Origin of the sequence: Flavobacterium sp. UBA5153 (assembly GCA_002413745.1) — a bacterium.
Lineage (GTDB): Bacteria > Bacteroidota > Bacteroidia > Flavobacteriales > Flavobacteriaceae > Flavobacterium.
On record DHXP01000002.1, the window covers coordinates 32,264 to 49,655 of the forward strand.

Consider the following 17,392-nt stretch of genomic DNA (forward strand, 5'->3'; position numbering starts at 1 on the left):
CAACGTTTGAGTGCCGGTAAAATATTCACGGCTTTTTGAATCAAATAATTGGGATGATTCATCTTTTCCATTTTGCTTTTCATTTCATCCAAATTGATTTGTGGATTTTTAAAATGGATATTTCATGATTTTATTTATTAAGGGTTATATCTTAGACATTTTTGTCGATATGAAATCCGTATAGTCCCTACGGGACAATTTGTGAATTTGTGATTAACTCACTACCAATATGTAACCTCTACGAGGTATGCTCCGTTAGGAGCTAAATGTTGGTAGTAAATAATTATGTCCATAGCATATAAATGTCCCGTAGGGACTATATCTATTGTGATATTTTAACATTAAATTATTTTATCAGGAAACAATTATATTCCCTCTTTCAAATTTTATTTTCACTATAAACAAATCTTGTTAATTGGTCTAAAGGTTCCCAACTACCGGCTTCTGCAAAGTCCACCGCTTTTTGAATTTTCTTTTCTATTTTGCTTTCAAATTCAGCTATTTCTGTTTCTTTTATTAATTTCTCACGCAATAAAAACTCTTGAAATTGCGGAATTGGGTCGTGCTTTTTCCATTCTTCCACTTCTTTTTTGTCACGGTATAATTCGGCATCAAACATCGAATGTGCCCGAAAACGATAGGTATTGCAAACCAATAAATAGGGTTTTCCGCTACTTCTTACTTTTTGTACGGCTGTATTGGAGGCATCCATCACTTTTATTAAATCCATTCCGTCCACCGCTGAAGATTCTACTCCATAGGCAGCCCCCTTTTTTTCAAGTTCCTGCATTGCATGCGTATATCGAATGGCGGTTCCCATGGCGTACAGGTTGTTTTCACAAACAAACAAAACGGGAACTTTCCAAAGTGCCGCCAGATTCATGGCTTCGTGAAACTCGCCTTCGGCAGCGGCACCTTCGCCAAAAAAACAACAAGTGATATTTGATTTTTTTTGTTTTTTGGATGCCAATGCCATTCCCACCGCCACTGGAAGATGAGAGGCAACAATGGCGTTTCCTCCATAAAACTTTTTTGATGCGTCAAACAAATGCATCGACCCGCCACGACCTTTGGAACATCCTTCCTGTTTGCCGTACATTTCGGCCATAATAACATCGGCATCAATTCCTCTCGCCAATGCGTGTCCGTGTTCCCGATACGTACATAAAATAGTATCGTCGTCGGTCAAGGCTTGCATCACACCAACGGCAACTGCTTCTTCGCCAATGTATAAATGCAGGAAACCCCTGATTTTGGCTTTGGTATATTGCTCGGCTGCTTTCTCCTCAAATCTTCGAATGAGAAGCATTTGATACAAAAGTAAAAGCTCTTTTTTAGCGTCTATAATTGTCATTTTTTTGGAGGTTGTTACTTATTTTATCAGTTTTGTTCCAATGTCGAAATGTCGCCTTCGGGCAATCCAAGTTCTCGGGCTTTTAATAGGCGTCTCAAAATTTTTCCGCTGCGAGTTTTTGGAATGGTCTCGACAAATTCTATTTCCTTGGGAGCAACAGCAGGTCCCATTTCTTTTCGGGCAAAACCCATAATATCCATTCTGGTTTCCTCATTCGGGAGATTTCCGGTTTTCAACACTACAAAAGCTTTCACCAATTCACCAATTGTAGGTTCCGGTTTTCCGATTACTGCTGCTTCCGCAACCATTGGATGTCGTATCAGCGTGCTTTCGACTTCAAACGGACCAACCATATGTCCCGAAGTTTTGATGATGTCATCGGCACGACCGATGAACCAGAAATAACCGTCGGCATCTTTTTTGGCCAAATCCCCGCTGAGGTACCATTCGCCAATAAAACATTTATTGTATCGTTCTTCTTCGTGTAGATAGCCTCTAAATTGTGAAGGAAATCCTTTTTTTAAAACCAGATGACCTTGAACGTTAGGTTCAGAAAGTATTTTAATTTGGTTGTCGTTGACTTCGGCAATCGCTGCTTCCACGCCGGGCAATGGTTTCCCCATAGATCCTGGTTTTACATTCATCGAAGGATAATTGGCAACCATAATGCCTCCTGTTTCTGTTTGCCACCAATTATCAAGAATTGGAAAACCAAAAGTTTCCTCTCCCCAAATCACGGCCTCAGCATAAAGCGGTTCGCCTACACTCAGAATGATTCGAAGATTTTCGAGATGATATGCTGATCTGGGTTTGATGTCCATTCGCATCAATCTTCTAATGGCAGTGGGAGCGGTGTACCAGACATTTACTTTGTGTTCTTCGAGAATGGAATACCATCTTGCGGCATCAAATTCTTCCTCGTCGATTATGCTGGTAACTCCATTCACCAAAGGCGCAATAATTCCATAAGAAGTACCGGTAACCCAACCCGGGTCGGCGGTACACCAGAAAATATCTCCTTCATGAAAATCGAGCACATATTTGCCTGTTATATAATGGGTAAGCACGGCGTTGTGTACGTGCAAAGCTCCTTTTGGCATTCCGGTGGTTCCGCTGGTGAAATGAAGCAATGCCAAATCTTCCGGATTCGTTTCCGGAATGATGAATTCGGCATTTGCCTGTTCCATAAGCTTGGAATAGGACAGTATTTTATTTGAAATATGTTCGTCTGCATCGGTGAGAATTACGTAACGAATCGAAGGAAGTTGTTCCAATAATTGCTTCACTTTCTTTTCGAAAAGTAGGGAAGTGGTGAGTAATATGCTTGCATCTCCTTTTTTTAATCTTTGAAGTATTGGCTCAGGGCCAAAAACAGAAAACAACGGACAAAATACAGCTGTGCATTTCAACGTTCCCAAGGCAGCGATATACAATTCGGGAATTCTTCCTGCCAAAGCAAAAACTCGTTCGCCTTTTTGTATTCCCAAGCTTTGCAAAACATTCGCAAATTTTGAGGTTTGTTGCTGCAAATCGGAATAAGTAAAATCACGAAAACTTCGGTCTTTGTGAATAAATCGAAGTGCCACCACATTTTTTAGATTACCTTGTGCGTGACGATCAACGGCTTCGTGAGCAATATTCAAGCCTTTTCCATTGGGCAATCCACTTAATTCCTTGGCAACATTTTCCCAAGAAAAAGAGGCTCGAACTTTTTCGTAATCAAAAAGATTATGCTCTATTTTGTCTTTGATGGAAATCATTTTTTCTGTTTTTTACACTAATGTCTTTTCCAAAATTATTTCTGGTTCAATGAGAATAGTAGTTTTAACGGCATTGGAAATTAAACAAGCCCTTTTGCTCATCTCAAGAATATGCATGGCCCTATCTACTTTTTGCGTATCAGGAATAGAAACTTTGGGCTTTAGGATGACTTCGGTTATCGTGTGTTTGCCCTCAATAATGGCAACGTTGCAGACTGCATTGCTTTCATAACTGATAAATTCCAGTTTCGAATTTTCGGCAATGGATAGAAAAGTTGTCATCAAACAACTATTTATAGACGCTACAAACAAGTGTTCGGGTGTCCAAATTCCTTCCATTCCTTTCGGAAAATCGGGAGGCGTCGCCACTTCGATTTTCTGTGGTAAAATTGGGGAACTCAAAATTCCTTTCCTGTTTTCAGACCACTTCAGATTAACTTCGTAAGTATACATTTTATAATATTTTAAGTAAATTAATTTATGTAATTATTGAGCTACAAAACCACCATCTACGGGCATTGCAACTCCGGTTACGAAAGAGGCTTCATCTGAACATAACCAAATTACCGCGTTTGCAATTTCCTCAGGTTGACCAAAACGACCCACGGGTTCCAAGCCTGTAAACTGCTCAATTGCCTCTTTTTTGTTTCCTGTAAGTCGATCAATCATTGATGTTTGAATCACTCCGGGACAAACGGCATTTACCCTGATTCCGAGTTGGGCACATTCCAAAGCCGCAGTTTTTGTCAGTCCAATGATTCCGTGTTTTGACGCGACATAAGCAGGCAACCCTTGAAATCCCACCAGCCCGGCAACAGAAGCGGTATTAATTATGACTCCTTTACCTTGTTTGAGCATTTCGGGGATTTCATATTTCATGCAAAGCCAAACTCCTTTCAGGTTGACACCAATGGTTTTATCCCAATTTTCTTCGGTGCAATCTTGGACAGGAGCTGATGTTCCTTCTATTCCGGCATTGTTAAATGCATAATCCAAACGCCCATAAGTGGCAATGGTTTTTTCTGCCAAAGCCTTTATATCAGTGGCTTTCGAAACATCGCATTTGACAAAAATTGACTCGCCACCCAAATTTTCGATTAAATCCATTGTTTCCTGATTTTCTTTCCAGTCAGCAATGACAATTTTAGCCCCTTTTTTTGCGAAAGCTAGGGCAGTGGCTCTACCAATTCCGGATGAACCGCCTGTTACAAGGGCTACTTTGTTTTTAAATTCATTTTCCATAATTGTGTTGTTTTAAATAAGTGTTGTTTTCTTGAAACCTCAAAGGTTTTTTCCAAACCTTTGAGGTTTATTGCTTTATATAATTGGAATTTTTCTTTTAATTTTATTTTCTGCTTCCAAAATATTTTCTATTCCTTTTATCATAGCGTCCGCATTAAACGAAATACTGTCGATACCTTCTTCGACCAAGAACTGGGCAAATTCCGGAATATCACTTGGAGCTTGACCACACAATCCTACTTTTATGTTATTGCGTTTGGCAGCCAAGATGGTTTCCTTGATTAAATATTTGACTGCCGGATTTTGTTCGCTAAATAAATAACTTACCAAGGCGGAATCACGATCCAAACCAAGTGTGAGTTGTGTTAAATCATTGGAACCAATGGAAAATCCATCAAATAGATGGGCAAATTCGTCTGCCAATAATACGTTGCTGGGAATTTCTACCATCACGTAGATTTCCAATTCGTTTTCGCCTTGAATTAATCCATTTTTAACCATTTCTGCAATTACTTTTTTCCCTTCTTCGACCGTTCTGCAAAAAGGAATCATCAGTTTCACATTGCGCAACCCCATTTCGTTTCGCACTTTTTTCATTGCTTCGCATTCCAATGCGAAACCTTTTCGATAAAAATCGCTGTAATAGCGGGAGGCTCCACGAAAACCAATCATTGGGTTTTCCTCGTCGGGTTCAAAATATTTTCCGCCGATTAGATTCGCATATTCATTGCTTTTAAAATCGCTCATTCGCACAATAACATCTTTTGGATAAAAAGCCGCCGCTACCGTGGATACGGCTTCGGCAAGTTTATCTACGAAATAATCTGTGCCATTTTCATAGCCTTTTGTCAATTCTTTTATTGCCGAAATAGCTGCTTCATCGGTCACTTTTTCGGGTTCACACAAAGCCAAAGGATGTATTTTTATCGTATTTGAAATAGCGAACTCCATTCGCATTAATCCCACGCCTTTATTGGGATAATAACTTAACTCGAAAGCTTTTTCGGGATCGGCAAGAATGAACATTGGGGCCGTTTCCGGCATAGTGAGTTTACTGAAATCCTGTTCTTTTATTTCCCATTTCAATAGTCCTTCATATATGTTTCCTTCTTTGCCTTCGGCACAGGATACGGTAATTTCTTGTCCATTTTTTATGGCAGAGGTTGCATCGCCACATCCCACAACGGCGACAGTTCCGAGTTCGCGGGCTACAATCGCGGCATGGCTTGTTCTGCCTCCTTTGTTCGTAATTATGGCAGAAGCTCTTTTCATTATTGGATCCCAATCGGGATTGGTCATATCAGTAACAATAATTTCTCCATTTTGCAATTGATCTCCTTCTTGGGCGCTATTTAAGACACGGGCTTTTCCGGAAGCTATCTTATCGCCAAGTGCTATTCCTTTGGTTATAATTTTGCCTTTATCTTTGAGTTTATAGATTTCCCTGACTTGTTTGTTTTCTTTTCCATGAACGGTTTCCGGACGTGCCTGAACGATGTAAAGTTGGTTGTTGAGTCCATCTTTTGCCCATTCGATATCCATAAATTTATCGTAGTGTTTTTCAATTTTATAGCACCATTGTGCCAGTTGGACAACCTCTTTTGGAGTTAATGAAAATTTATTTTGTTCCGCCAAAGGAGTTTCAATATTTACAATTGTTTTTTCTGCCGAGGCACCTTTTGCATTTTCGGAATAAATCATCGTATATTCTTTTTTGCCACATCGGGTTTTTAAAATGGGGTTTAATTTTTCATTAAAAAGCGTGGGCTTAAATACCATCCATTCGTCAGGAGTAACGGTACCTTGCACAATGTTTTCACCTAGTCCCCATATGCTGTTAATGATGATGGTGTTTTCGAATCCGGAATCGGGATCAATAGTAAATGCCACACCGGATGAAGCTTTATCACTTCGCACCATTTGTTGAATACCAACAGAAATCGCGATGTCCATTTTGACAAATCCCATATCATGGCGGTACTTGATGGCACGATCCGTAAATAGGGACACATAACAGAGGTGTATGGCATCAAGTAATTGTGCTTCTCCACTAATATTTAAAAACGATTGCATTTGTCCAGCAAAACTAGCTGTTGGCAAATCTTCGGAAGTGGCGCTGCTTCGAACGGCAACACCAAGATTATCGGTTCCGCAGCCTTTGGAAAGTTCTTGGTAAGCATTCCGAATTTCTTTGCTGATTTCTTCGGGAATGGACGCTGACAAAATGAGATTTCTTGCTTTTTCGCCAATGGAGGAAAGATTGGAATACTCTTTTGTATCCAATGAAAACAACAAATCTTCCAAAGGTTTTTCGAGATTATTTACTTTACGGAACAGGCGATATCCTTCTGCGGTAACGGCAAAACCATTGGGAATACTGATACCTTTTGGATTCAACTGACTGTACATTTCGCCAAGTGAGGCATTTTTGCCGCCCACTTTACCAATATCGGTAATGCTGATTTGGTTGAAAAATAGAATGTGTTTTGAATTTACCATATCTTATTTTTTTAATATTTTTAAAGCCAATTATTTGGTAATCAGTAATGTAAAAAAAAACTTCGAAGTGTGGTATGTTCCGGTTTAACAGACAATCTGAAGGGTATTATTGTTTTTTAGTTTATCAGATGCCAAAAAGATTGAAATTCACACCAACGCTTTAACATTGCAAATACTATTTGTCGGCTAAAAGAAGGGGTAATAATGGGAATTCCCATTTATCTAAACCGATATTGTAAATTTAATGAAATATTGCTTTTGTATGTATTAAAAAACGTTGTTTTTTTGAATTTTTCACATCTTAATTCCCTAGCGTGTGCTTAAAACAAGTTGAAAATCAGTGGGTTTTGTCAAGTGACGAGCTCTTGCTGGGTTTTACAGCCGTATGAAGTCTTACTTATTACCTGCCGTATTTATTTTTCAGTTCTATTTTCAATTACTGTTCTGTTAATATTTTTTAATCTGTACACAAGAGACACTTTTTATTTTCAGTTCTTTACCAACTTTTTTCAGCATTCCTGTTTTACTATTTCGCTTAAACACAAACACATTTCCGCTTATAGAATTTGTTACAATTAAGAATTTTCCTGTTTCGTCAATTGCAAATGTTCTTGAATGATTTCCTAAAGTTGATTGATAACCGATTGATTTCAATGTCCCGTTATTTTCTATTGAAAATATTGCAATATTGTTTTCTTCTCCACGATTTGACGCATACAAAAATCGTCCGTCGGGCGAAATATGAATGTCGGCACTTTGAAAATTTTCCTTAACCTTTTCGGGATGTGTATTTATTCTTTGAATACCATCCAATTTTCCGTTTTCATATTTATAGGCATCAATTGTTCCTGAAAGTTCTTCAATACAATATGCAAATTTTCCGTTTGGATGAAATGTAAAATGCCTTGGTCCGCTTCCTGGTGTTGTTTTTGTAAATGGATTTTCTGCAATTTGTAAAGGTTCGTTTTTTGAGCTATCAAATTGAAAGCATCTAATTTTGTCTGCCCCTAAATCGGGTAAAAAAATATAATCAAAATTTGGCGAAAAAACTGTCGAATGAATGTGCGAGAGATTTGGTCTTTCTTCATTTATACCTCCTTCGGTAAATTGAAAGTTTTGTGCAATCGGATTTATTTTTCCATCGTCAGAAAGTGGATAAACAGACACACTTCCTCCTGTGTAATTACCATTAACCAACCATTTCCCGTTTTTATGAACGGTTAAATAAACTGGATTTTCTCCGCCGCTTTTTTGACTGTTTATGAAGGTCAAAGTTTTGTTTTGGGGATTAAATTCAAAACTACTAACACTTCCCGCATTTGGCGTTTTACTTTCGGTACAAGCATAAAGATATTTTCCGTTTGGCGACAAAGTCAAATAAGATGGATTTAAAAAGTTTTTTACGGTTGTTACTTTTGTCAAATTTCCACTTATTGTGTCTAATTGATAAACGTAAATCCCTTCGGTTGATTTATCTTGATTAAAAGAGCCGAAAAAAACGTAACTATTTTGCGAATACAAGTTTATGCAGGCAAAAAAGCTAATGATAAGTATTGATGTTTTTCTTTTCAATTTTTTATTTTGTTATTTGTTTCTACTGTTTCCCGTAATAGGCCCGGTAACATTTTTGGTATAAAATGGGACGGATTTTAGGTGTTAATTTTCTTTCAATTTAGCAAATGTTTCTACAGGTACAAAAGCTGGTAAAACCGTCACCGCCCGCCATTTTCATGTCTTTTTTATGCCAACAATTCCATTACCTTTTGCCAAACTTCCTCACTTACGGGGATTCCCTCTTTCAAATTCTTGGCCCTGGTTTGTAAAGTTCGTTCACCCGGATAGTAAGTTTTATCTCCGGGATGCATGGGTTCCACATTATGGGTATAATCAATAATTTCGTTGAGGAGTTTTTCCCATAAATTTCTATCATTAAATATCTCGGGGTAAATACAGAGATACACTTGAGAAACCCCTGTTTCATATCCCTTCAGGCTTATTTTATAAGTAGAATCTCCCGCTGATAATAAGGTAGCCAACATATCCAAAATCATTGAAAGAGCGGAACCTTTCCAGTACCCAATGGGTAATCCGCGCTCATTGGACAGGATTTTTTCAGGATCGTTGGATAGTTCGTTGTTGTCATCCCAACCGCCAGGATATGGCAGTTTTTCACCTCTCAGTTTATAATCGTTTATCTTTCCAAATGCAAATTGGGAAATCGCCATATCCAGCACGATATGACCGCCCTCTCTTGGTATGGATACAATAAATGGGTTATTCCCTATTCGGCTATCTTTACCTCCCCAAGGCGGCATATTGGGTTGTGTATTTGTAAAAAGGATGGAAATGCAACCGGCATCTGCCGCCTGCCATCCATAAGCTCCACCTCTCATCCAATGATTGGTGTTGCGCAATGCCACCATTCCCATTCCGTGAAGTTTTGCCAATTCTATTGCTCGATTTGTACATTTTGTCGCATTGATGATGCCTGGGCCAAGATTGCCATCCCATCTTTCTATGCTGCCAAAAGTTTCCACTTTTTCGGCTTCAGCATCCACTTTCACTAAACCATTTTCCACATAGTTGATAAAAAGGGGGACGCGGTTGATTCCATGGGAATTCACGCCGGCTAATGAGTTTTCTGTATATACTTTGGCCATGGATTTGGCTTTTTCTTCAGTAAATTTATATTTTATGAACAGTTTGTAGAGTACATCCTGCATTTGTTCGGACGGAATTCGCATGGTTTTTTTAGTTATTTTTTTTCTTGGTTACACACAATGTCCCCTTGGCTCGGGTTTGGGACTAAATTAAGATTTATTTTTCGGATAAACACCAATTAAATCAAATACAAGACTAACTTTAAATTAAGCCTAAAACCCAAATCCGGTGAAACCGCCTTAAATTTACAACTTACTTGTCCACGAAGCCGACCCACTTTGCAGCAAGATGCTACTAGCTGCTGTGTGATGTTTATTAAAAAGATTATTTTCCTCCTGGATTCGAACCGTTAAATAATCTCCATTTCCATTCATTATGCTTTTTGACCATAACTCCAGTAAAACGATATGGAGTTTTAATTTTTTTACCCGTTCCATTTGATATGATAATGGCTCCATCAACAAAGACCCAAGCGGTATTATCATTATAATCAATGTCAATTCTTTTCATCTCTAAAGAAACACTCTCATTCGGAAAAATTGAATTTAAGTGTCCTTTAATTTGATCCTTCCCTTTCCATATTTCTGCGCTGTCAGAACCAATAAACATTATGTTTTCAGAATCGTCAAACAAAGACATCATTTGATCCGTATTTGCATTTTGAGCAGCATTGTTAAAAAGTTTCAATGTCTCAGAAATTTCGTTTTTAACCTTGTCGGACGAATTTTGTGCTGATGCCGAACTAAGTATTATAGAAAATGGAATCAAAAATGCTAACTGAAGTAAAATGTTTTTTTTCATAATTACGTTTTAGAGTTATTTTTAATAGCCGCTTACGTTCCCCAGGCTTTGCCGCTGTTGCGGATTAAGGAAGCCGAAACTTTCTGTTTAGCAACTGATCTCGGCAGCTACAAAACAAACTTTAAATTAAGCCTAAAACCCCAATCTTGCCAAACGGCTGTTGAACTGACACCCTACGGGTGAACCTGTTACCGACCAAAAATACGTATATTTATTTGTAAATTAATACTTATAGATATGAATGATTAAAAAAACGAATTAGGGAAAGTCACCTTGAATCCTGTAGCTTGCGAGTTGCTTCTGGAATTATCAAATGTCATTCTGCATCATTACAACAATACGTATTACTTGACATTGCCATTCCGTCGTTTCCATTAGTTGAAAAATGAAGAAGTAATTGTTGATGTGAACATTATGGAATATTTACTAATAAATTGGTGTGGACAAGATTTAATATGACTATTTTATTGAGATAATTTTTATTGTCAGCTAAAAATAAAATACAAAATCTGTATTAATAAACGCTATTTATGTGTAAATTAGCCATGGCTATTGCCACAATTATTAACTAAAGATTTACTACCATGAAAAATCTAGGCCTATTATGTTTGCTGTTGGCTTGTATTGGACTCGTCGAAAGCTGTAAAAAAAATTCCAACCAAAAAGACGTTAAAGCTTCCCAAGTCCAAGCTGAAAAGCCGATAAGCGTACAGTGCTATAAAGCGCTCTATGAACAAGACACCATTGATTTAGAAATAAACACTTTAAAAAATGGAAAAATAACCGGCAATATGGTGATGAAAGTTTTTACTATGCCGAAAAAGGTTGGGAAAATTGCTGGAGAATTCCGTGGAGACACCTTATTTGCTGCCTACACGTTTATTCAGGGAACGAATGATAAAGTAACTTACAAAAATCCAATGGCATTTCTAAAGAGAGGGAACGAACTCATTTTAGGCAATGGGAAAATAGAAACCACTATGGGTGCCTCTTATTTTGTTAAAGGCACGCCTATAGATTTTGATCGTGTGAAATACAAATTTACAAATGTTGACTGCGTCGATAAATGATGAACAAATAGAGGGAAAAAGTTATTCGCCTTTTTAGCCACTGCTCGGGTTTATATGATAATTAAATATAACACACCCCTAGCTTCACGTTCTAAAAACGGGACAAGTTCCCTCAAGAGGGGAATTAGAGTGGATTTCGACAGTATGTATTAATTCCGAGAGCTTGAGGAATTGTGATCCGACATTTACTTTAGTGATACTTATGTCAGATTTATTGGGTTGGCGATTAAATCGACGGAATAGGGGAAAGCAAAATCTTGTATCGGGGAAGGTTCCAACCATTTGGATTCGTCTTCGGGTTTTGGGACTACCGGCATTCTTTTGTTGTGATTGTGGATTACCGCCAAAAGGGGACTGGCTTCGGTGGTGAGAATGGTATAGGTGTTTTTTAGTTCTCCCGTGTTTTATCTACCCAATGGGAATACAATCCTGCAAAAGCAAACAATTCTTCGTTTGGCAGCCCTATTTCGTATTTCTGTTTTTGTTTCCTTTTGGATCCAGCCATTGCCATTCGAAATAGCCGTTGGCGATTATGAGGCATCTTTTGTTGACCTAGTTTTTGAAGGAAGGTTTTTCGTTAACGGTTTCTATCTTGGCATTCAGGGTGTATTTTTGTATTTCTTCGTCTTTAGACCAAGCCGGGATTAGCCCCCAATTGTAGTGCGTGATAATATTTGGTTTTTAGTCGATGATAACCGGTGTTTCCGGAAAGTCAAAGCCATTGACATTAGATTCCGGCATGAAAAGTTAAATATCGTCAATTGTGGCCTTGAATCGGGCCTGTACTTCTGTGGCTGATTTACATAACTTCTAATTTTAGATATTACTAAATTATTCCTGTCGCATTTCTTCAAAAAAAGGCGTTCTTTTTTCTTCCACGCATTTAACTGCATATAAATACATTGATGCACTCCAAGTTTGCCAATTTTGACCTTTGGGCTCCCCGTTTTGTGCTTTTATCCATTCATTAAAACCAAATTCCATATTTTCGGCATTTATATATTTGACGGATTTATCATTATTTTTAGCTGCAGATTCAGTTGAAAGATTCGTTTTTTTTATGCATTCAGTTAATGCTATTAATTTCTGTTCTGCTAATGTAAATCTTTTTGCCGCCACTAATGCTGCAATATAAAAACCGCATATAAATGGCCAGATACCACCGTTATGGTACTCGCCTGGGTTATTAAATTCGGAATATCTATCGTGCCAATCGGGATCGTCTGGATTGGTGAAAGGGAAAAAATTAGGAGGTAAATCGACTGCCAATAATCCTTTATTTTTCATTGCTTCACATTCGGCTTCTATCCAAGAAACCATTTCATTGGCTCTTGTGGGTGAAGTTATTCCCGATAAAATAACAAGGCAATTTCCCAACAAATCAAAACGCTCACTGCTGTAAACTTTATATGACCAAAAGGCATAATAAGGTTTATGTTTCAATACCAAACCTTCGTGTACATGATGGTGAATTGTACCACCCATAATGGTAAAACGACTCATTTCTTGGTGTAATTTTTTGGCTCTTTCAGATTGATTTAAAATTTTCAAAAAACTATAAACCAAAGTATTAACAAACAATCCGTAACCAAGTACCCATTGTTCATCGCGCCAGTCGCTGGTGGGCTGCTGGGCAACTAAATACTTGTCGGATGGACTTTGATATTCCATCCAAACTAATGCTTTTTGAACGGCATCTTTCAAAAAATTGGGTTCGTTAATTACTTGTCTATAAATACCCACTCCCAATAAAAATAAAGGAGTTGTATCGCTTGCTCCTCTGTCATCAGAATCGTGAACCAAAGATGGAATATGTCCTCTTTCTGTTTGATTTTTTGCCAAAGTTTCCAAAACCTTCCGAATGCTTTTTAATAATTCTTCATTTCCAGAAACGGCAATTCCGAGAATCGAAATCAATAAATCTCGGGTATAAGGTTCCGGATAACCCCAACCTGCAGTTCGCGGAAGTCCTTGAAATGGACCGTGCATATTGTGTAAAAGCACTTCAAGAGCGGCTTTTTTTGCTACATTTATTGCTGAAGTATGTTGAGAATTAATCATTTCAATTTATTTTATACCTAATTTATTATTCATTATTTCTATAAATCTTTTGGCTACAATTCTATAATCAAAATTTTCGACTACTCGTTTTCTGCCTGCTTTTCCCATTTTTTGTCTTAATTCTGTATCATTCATCAGAGTTAATAATCCAGTGGCAATATCTTGAACATTCGCACGATAATCGACGGTTCGAGGCTCTTTAAATTTAACTTTATAATTGTTTTCAAATCCTGATTCATCGCCAAGCGTAACTTCGTTAACCACAATTTTTTTTGCAACATTGGCTAAAAATGCGGTTTCGCCATCAACCAAGGTGTCCAACATTCCCATTGCTTTAATGCCAATAACTGGTTTTTCGCAAGCACCCGCTTCTACTTGTGGCATTCCAAATCCTTCTAATCGAGATGGAGCAGCATAAATATCACAAGCAGCAATGAGGTAAGGCATAAAATTTCTAGAAATGGTGTTTGTTTCATAGGTAATGTTTTTTTCGATACCCAAATCGGATGCCATTTGTAGGTCAATAGAGTTTTGAGATGTTGTTCGTTGTTGAGGCCAAACTTTGCAAACATATTTCCAATCCGGGGCTTTATCATTAATAATTGCCAAGGCTTGCATGACTTCTTGAGCGCCTTTGGATGCAGCATCTCCACCAACGGTTAAAATCATTAATTGGTCAGGAGAAATACCCAAAAATTCACGAACAGCCAGTATTTTAGGATTGTTTTTATCGTAAGGTTTGAAAGAATCGGTATCGCAACCCACAGGTAACACTTCAATTTTATCTTTATTGATTCCGTCTCTTACATACATTTCTTTTACCCAATGTGAAGTGACTAATATTAAAGGAAGCGCATTTAAGACTTCCTGATAATTGGCAATATAGCCATCTGCAACCAACCACGGAACTGGCTGAATACCATGCCGCTGTGGATGTAAAATTAACTGTGGCGTTTGCCCCCAGTAGCCAATACCGACCACTACATCGGGTTTAAACCAGCGGTAATACCACTCTTTTTCTTGTGCTGATCCAAAATGAGCTGCTTTGGCATCAACGCCTAATTCGAGCAAGCCTTTGTATAAAAGATCACCTTGAGTTGACAATCCTCCCGGTGATGGTGGATAATCGTAAAGTACCAATACTTTCATAAATTTAATTTTAGTATTATTTATTCAAAAATTTAATTGCGTCATTTGGGTTATTGAAAACCCAAAATGCTTCCGCTTTTGGCGTTGTTTTTGCTTCCCAACTGTTTTTCTCGAAGCCATAAGTTTCGGTTATTAGATTATATTTTTTAATCCAAATCTCTTTTTTGAGCGTTTCAAAATAAGGCGTGTTTTCAATTGCTTTTGGAAAATATTTTTTATTTCCATCTTCGTAGGCGAAAGCCCAAAGTTTATTTGTGGCAATTTTACCTTTGTTCCATAGCATAATTACAGCTTTACCTATTTCCTCGTGTCTTAAGTGTTTTGTATATTCTCCAAAAGGACTATGAGTTATTATTAAATCAAAATGCTTTTTAGGTAATAAATCCAATATTTTTTGCTCAACTTCTAAAGTATTCAAAGGTTTTTGTTCAGGTTCATCATCAAGATTGCCCATTATTCCTTGTGCATTTAGAATTTTTAAAACCTTATAAAATTTAGATGAACGGTTTTCGTCATTTTTTCGGCAAAGACTATTAATGAAAAAGTTCCATTGGGGATTATTCAGTATAATTCCACCTGCCCAAAGGATTTCGTCATCAGGATGTGCGACTATTATGGCTACTGTTCTATATGCTTTACTTTTCATTTTCAAAATTGTTTTTGACAACCTGAATAATTATAGTGCGTAATGCGAATCAAGGGTTAAAATAGTATGTTAATAAAGGCAGATGCGATTTTGCCAAACAGATGTACTAATAGTCTTTTCCTGAAATCAAATTGATTACAAAATCTTTAAAGGCACCAGACCGTTGAATATAACTCTAAATGTACTGATTTTCAGGTTTTAAAACAATTTTTTTTTAAATATTATTAAATCTAGTTTAGGTTTATAGGTAAGGGATTTTATGCCAAAAAAGTGAAGGAAAACACTCGAAAACCGACCAAAAAACTCTGCAAAAAAAGAGGACTAAATCCTCTTATAATTCTCTCTCAAAACTTTACGAGAACTCCATAGTGGGATGGGCAGGCAATCGGTGAGCCTGTCCTGAGTTTATCGAAGGGTTCAACACAGGTTTCATTGTTGGCTTTGCAAGCCCAACGAAACCTTAGCTGTTATAGGCAGGCTAGTTAGCATTAAATCTTCGGGCTAATTTGATTTCTGTAAACTCTTCGCTTTCAAAAATATTTAGAACTTTAAATGATTCGACAATCATTTTGTCATAACGTAAAACGTCAATCATTGTTTCTTTAGCAACGTTATAAAATGCGATTTCAAAATAATCATCAGGATTTTTGGTAACTGATCTTTGAGGTGGCTCTTTGCAAATTGATTCTTTTCCTTTGATGAAAGCATTTTTTCGATAAAATGTCCAATTAACCATTTCACATAAGCTTTTATGTTTCGTTGATTTATATAAAATAGCAGTTATTGTATCTTGTTTGTAATACAAGCTATCAACATTGTTGAAATTCCAAGATTTATCAGAAGGCAACATAAATTTGCCATTATGCTTTTCAACTCGATTACTGTTAAATAATTTCTTTACAGTAGATTCGGTGATTGCATTTTGCGCATACAAAGAAATTGGAAGTATAAAAATGAAATTAAGTAGTTTGTATTTTCTCATTTAAATTTCTTATTACACATTTATTTTTGGTGACTACTTTCGTAGTTTGCCTATAACGTCCCGGTACTACAGCGGGTTTGGGACTAAATTAAGCCCTATATTCGGATTTGCCAAAACAAACCAAATACAAAACCAACTTTCCATTAAGCCTATTGCCCAAATCCGTTGTAGTAGCTGTGTGTGCCTTGCATGCACTTCCAATTCCTCAAAAGTAGGAATTTTATCTAGAGGGTGCAAGTCCCTTATCGGCAAGTTGTTGATTTTATATTGAGCCGATTAGCACGTGGCAAGGTTGTTATCTGCAAAGATAGAACTGAAGGAAGCCAAACGGCAAAAGTCTGTACCGAGGAACACAAAGCGCATAAGAGGCTAGCTAAATTGGGTAAGTATGCACAGCAATACAAAGCCTAGAGACAACAGATTTAGTTAGTAGATGCGTCGGGAATAGACGGAAAGAGGAAGTGCTTACCGAGGGAGGTCTCTTGGATTACGGGTTAATCCTAAAGAGAAGTCAGCAGAAGTCATAGTACTTGTGGCAACGAGTTACCAATAGAAACGGTATAGGACTCACAAACAAGGAAGGACCCAACGCAAGTGGTTCTCAATTTTCATCGGAATAACGCAAGTTATAGCCCTGGAAAAGCGGAACAGGAAGAATTTAATGTAAAATAACAAGCATGATTGCACAAGTAACACATCCTTATAATCTCCAAAAGGCGCTACGTCAAGTAGAAGTCAATAAAGGCAGTGCGGGCGTTGATGGATTAAAAACCACTCAACTGGCGGAATATTTCCGTGAACACAAGTCTGTATTACTGGAAGATATTAAGAATGACCGTTACCTACCGCAACCCATTCTTGGTGTACAGATTCCAAAGGGAGGAGGTAAAACAAGACTTTTAGGAATCCCAACAGTAGTAGACAGACTACTTCAACAAGCCGTATCGCAAGCCATTATGCTACGATTTGAGAAAGACTTTAGCGAAAATAGCTTCGGATTTCGACCCAACAAAAACGCCCGCCAAGCGGTAGGCAAAGCGTTGCAAAACATTCACGAAGGCTACAATTATATTGTAGATATTGACCTAAAGACCTTTTTCGATGAAGTTGACCATTGCTTGCTGATGAACCTGATTTACCAAAAGGTAAAATGCCCCACGACTTTGC

The 17,392-nt window shown here is 37.6% G+C and carries 17 protein-coding genes; 2 read left to right on the top strand and 15 right to left on the bottom strand.

Annotated features, from left to right (window positions below):
- Positions 1–379: 379 nt before the first annotated feature.
- The 8 genes from pdhA to B2145_RS00345 form a co-directional block, all read right to left on the bottom strand.
- Positions 380–1,354: a pyruvate dehydrogenase (acetyl-transferring) E1 component subunit alpha gene (gene pdhA / locus B2145_RS00310; RefSeq protein WP_291096974.1), complete on the bottom strand. Its 975-nt coding sequence runs from the start codon at positions 1,352–1,354 to the stop codon at positions 380–382.
- Between the two features lie 26 nt (positions 1,355–1,380).
- Positions 1,381–3,114, bottom strand: coding sequence for an acetate--CoA ligase (gene acsA / locus B2145_RS00315; protein WP_291096976.1), 1,734 nt, complete (start codon positions 3,112–3,114; stop codon positions 1,381–1,383).
- A gap of 12 nt (positions 3,115–3,126) precedes the next feature.
- The gene (locus tag B2145_RS00320) at positions 3,127–3,567 is read right to left on the bottom strand and encodes an OsmC family protein (protein WP_291096978.1); all 441 of its coding nucleotides are present in this window, start codon (positions 3,565–3,567) and stop codon (positions 3,127–3,129) included.
- Between the two features lie 33 nt (positions 3,568–3,600).
- Entirely contained in the window at positions 3,601–4,356 is a 756-nt protein-coding gene (locus B2145_RS00325) for an SDR family oxidoreductase (protein ID WP_291096980.1), read from the bottom strand.
- 75 nt (positions 4,357–4,431) lie between these two features.
- On the bottom strand, positions 4,432–6,855 hold the full coding sequence (gene ppsA, locus B2145_RS00330; protein ID WP_291096982.1) for a phosphoenolpyruvate synthase: 2,424 nt from the start codon (positions 6,853–6,855) through the stop codon (positions 4,432–4,434).
- A gap of 447 nt (positions 6,856–7,302) precedes the next feature.
- Complete coding sequence (locus B2145_RS00335; protein ID WP_291096984.1) at positions 7,303–8,427, bottom strand: lactonase family protein; 1,125 nt, start codon at positions 8,425–8,427, stop codon at positions 7,303–7,305.
- Positions 8,428–8,594: 167 nt separating this feature from the next.
- Entirely contained in the window at positions 8,595–9,599 is a 1,005-nt protein-coding gene (gene yiaK, locus B2145_RS00340) for a 3-dehydro-L-gulonate 2-dehydrogenase (RefSeq protein WP_291096986.1), read from the bottom strand.
- Positions 9,600–9,840: 241 nt separating this feature from the next.
- Positions 9,841–10,317, bottom strand: a complete 477-nt coding sequence (locus tag B2145_RS00345; RefSeq protein ID WP_291096987.1) for a nuclear transport factor 2 family protein — start codon at positions 10,315–10,317, stop codon at positions 9,841–9,843.
- Positions 10,318–10,901: 584 nt separating this feature from the next.
- Between B2145_RS00345 and B2145_RS00350 the strand changes: the two genes are divergently transcribed.
- A complete protein-coding gene (locus B2145_RS00350; protein ID WP_291096989.1) occupies positions 10,902–11,387 on the top strand; it encodes a hypothetical protein in 486 nt (161 codons plus the stop codon).
- Positions 11,388–11,587: 200 nt separating this feature from the next.
- Here B2145_RS00350 and B2145_RS17650 read toward each other — a convergent pair whose 3' ends face one another.
- From B2145_RS17650 to B2145_RS00375, 7 genes are all read right to left on the bottom strand, one after another.
- A complete protein-coding gene (locus B2145_RS17650; RefSeq protein ID WP_291121615.1) occupies positions 11,588–11,734 on the bottom strand; it encodes a hypothetical protein in 147 nt (48 codons plus the stop codon).
- Positions 11,735–11,775: 41 nt separating this feature from the next.
- Positions 11,776–11,928 (bottom strand): hypothetical protein, encoded by a 153-nt coding sequence (locus B2145_RS00355; protein WP_291096991.1) that lies wholly within the window; start codon positions 11,926–11,928, stop codon positions 11,776–11,778.
- An 11-nt stretch (positions 11,929–11,939) separates the two neighbouring features.
- Entirely contained in the window at positions 11,940–12,059 is a 120-nt protein-coding gene (locus B2145_RS17655; RefSeq protein WP_414654987.1) for an SOS response-associated peptidase family protein, read from the bottom strand.
- 159 nt (positions 12,060–12,218) lie between these two features.
- Positions 12,219–13,448 carry an amylo-alpha-1,6-glucosidase gene (locus B2145_RS00360; protein WP_291096993.1) on the bottom strand — a complete coding sequence of 410 codons (1,230 nt, stop codon included), beginning with the start codon at positions 13,446–13,448 and terminating at the stop codon, positions 12,219–12,221.
- 6 nt (positions 13,449–13,454) lie between these two features.
- Positions 13,455–14,597: a glycosyltransferase family 4 protein gene (locus tag B2145_RS00365; protein WP_291096994.1), complete on the bottom strand. Its 1,143-nt coding sequence runs from the start codon at positions 14,595–14,597 to the stop codon at positions 13,455–13,457.
- Positions 14,598–14,613: 16 nt separating this feature from the next.
- On the bottom strand, positions 14,614–15,243 hold the full coding sequence (locus B2145_RS00370; protein WP_291096996.1) for a PIG-L family deacetylase: 630 nt from the start codon (positions 15,241–15,243) through the stop codon (positions 14,614–14,616).
- A gap of 478 nt (positions 15,244–15,721) precedes the next feature.
- Positions 15,722–16,225, bottom strand: coding sequence for a hypothetical protein (locus tag B2145_RS00375; protein WP_291096998.1), 504 nt, complete (start codon positions 16,223–16,225; stop codon positions 15,722–15,724).
- Between the two features lie 677 nt (positions 16,226–16,902).
- On the opposite strand from B2145_RS00375, the gene B2145_RS00380 reads away from it, so the two are divergent.
- Positions 16,903–17,392: reverse transcriptase domain-containing protein (locus tag B2145_RS00380; RefSeq protein WP_291097000.1), on the top strand; the 490-nt coding region annotated here is incomplete at its 3' end.

What these genes read in the sequence shown, in the direction of transcription:
- B2145_RS00370 (WP_291096996.1), bottom strand. Translation starts at nt 15,243, where the DNA reads ATGAAAAGTAAAGCATATAGAACAGTAGCCATAATAGTCGCACATCCT.
- B2145_RS00325 (WP_291096980.1), bottom strand. Translation starts at nt 4,356, where the DNA reads ATGGAAAATGAATTTAAAAACAAAGTAGCCCTTGTAACAGGCGGTTCA.
- B2145_RS00350 (WP_291096989.1), top strand. Translation starts at nt 10,902, where the DNA reads ATGAAAAATCTAGGCCTATTATGTTTGCTGTTGGCTTGTATTGGACTC.
- B2145_RS00355 (WP_291096991.1), bottom strand. Translation starts at nt 11,928, where the DNA reads ATGCCTCATAATCGCCAACGGCTATTTCGAATGGCAATGGCTGGATCC.
- pdhA (WP_291096974.1), bottom strand. Translation starts at nt 1,354, where the DNA reads ATGACAATTATAGACGCTAAAAAAGAGCTTTTACTTTTGTATCAAATG.
- B2145_RS00320 (WP_291096978.1), bottom strand. Translation starts at nt 3,567, where the DNA reads ATGTATACTTACGAAGTTAATCTGAAGTGGTCTGAAAACAGGAAAGGA.
- ppsA (WP_291096982.1), bottom strand. Translation starts at nt 6,855, where the DNA reads ATGGTAAATTCAAAACACATTCTATTTTTCAACCAAATCAGCATTACC.
- yiaK (WP_291096986.1), bottom strand. Translation starts at nt 9,599, where the DNA reads ATGCGAATTCCGTCCGAACAAATGCAGGATGTACTCTACAAACTGTTC.
- acsA (WP_291096976.1), bottom strand. Translation starts at nt 3,114, where the DNA reads ATGATTTCCATCAAAGACAAAATAGAGCATAATCTTTTTGATTACGAA.
- B2145_RS00360 (WP_291096993.1), bottom strand. Translation starts at nt 13,448, where the DNA reads ATGATTAATTCTCAACATACTTCAGCAATAAATGTAGCAAAAAAAGCC.
- B2145_RS00345 (WP_291096987.1), bottom strand. Translation starts at nt 10,317, where the DNA reads ATGAAAAAAAACATTTTACTTCAGTTAGCATTTTTGATTCCATTTTCT.
- B2145_RS00365 (WP_291096994.1), bottom strand. Translation starts at nt 14,597, where the DNA reads ATGAAAGTATTGGTACTTTACGATTATCCACCATCACCGGGAGGATTG.
- B2145_RS00375 (WP_291096998.1), bottom strand. Translation starts at nt 16,225, where the DNA reads ATGAGAAAATACAAACTACTTAATTTCATTTTTATACTTCCAATTTCT.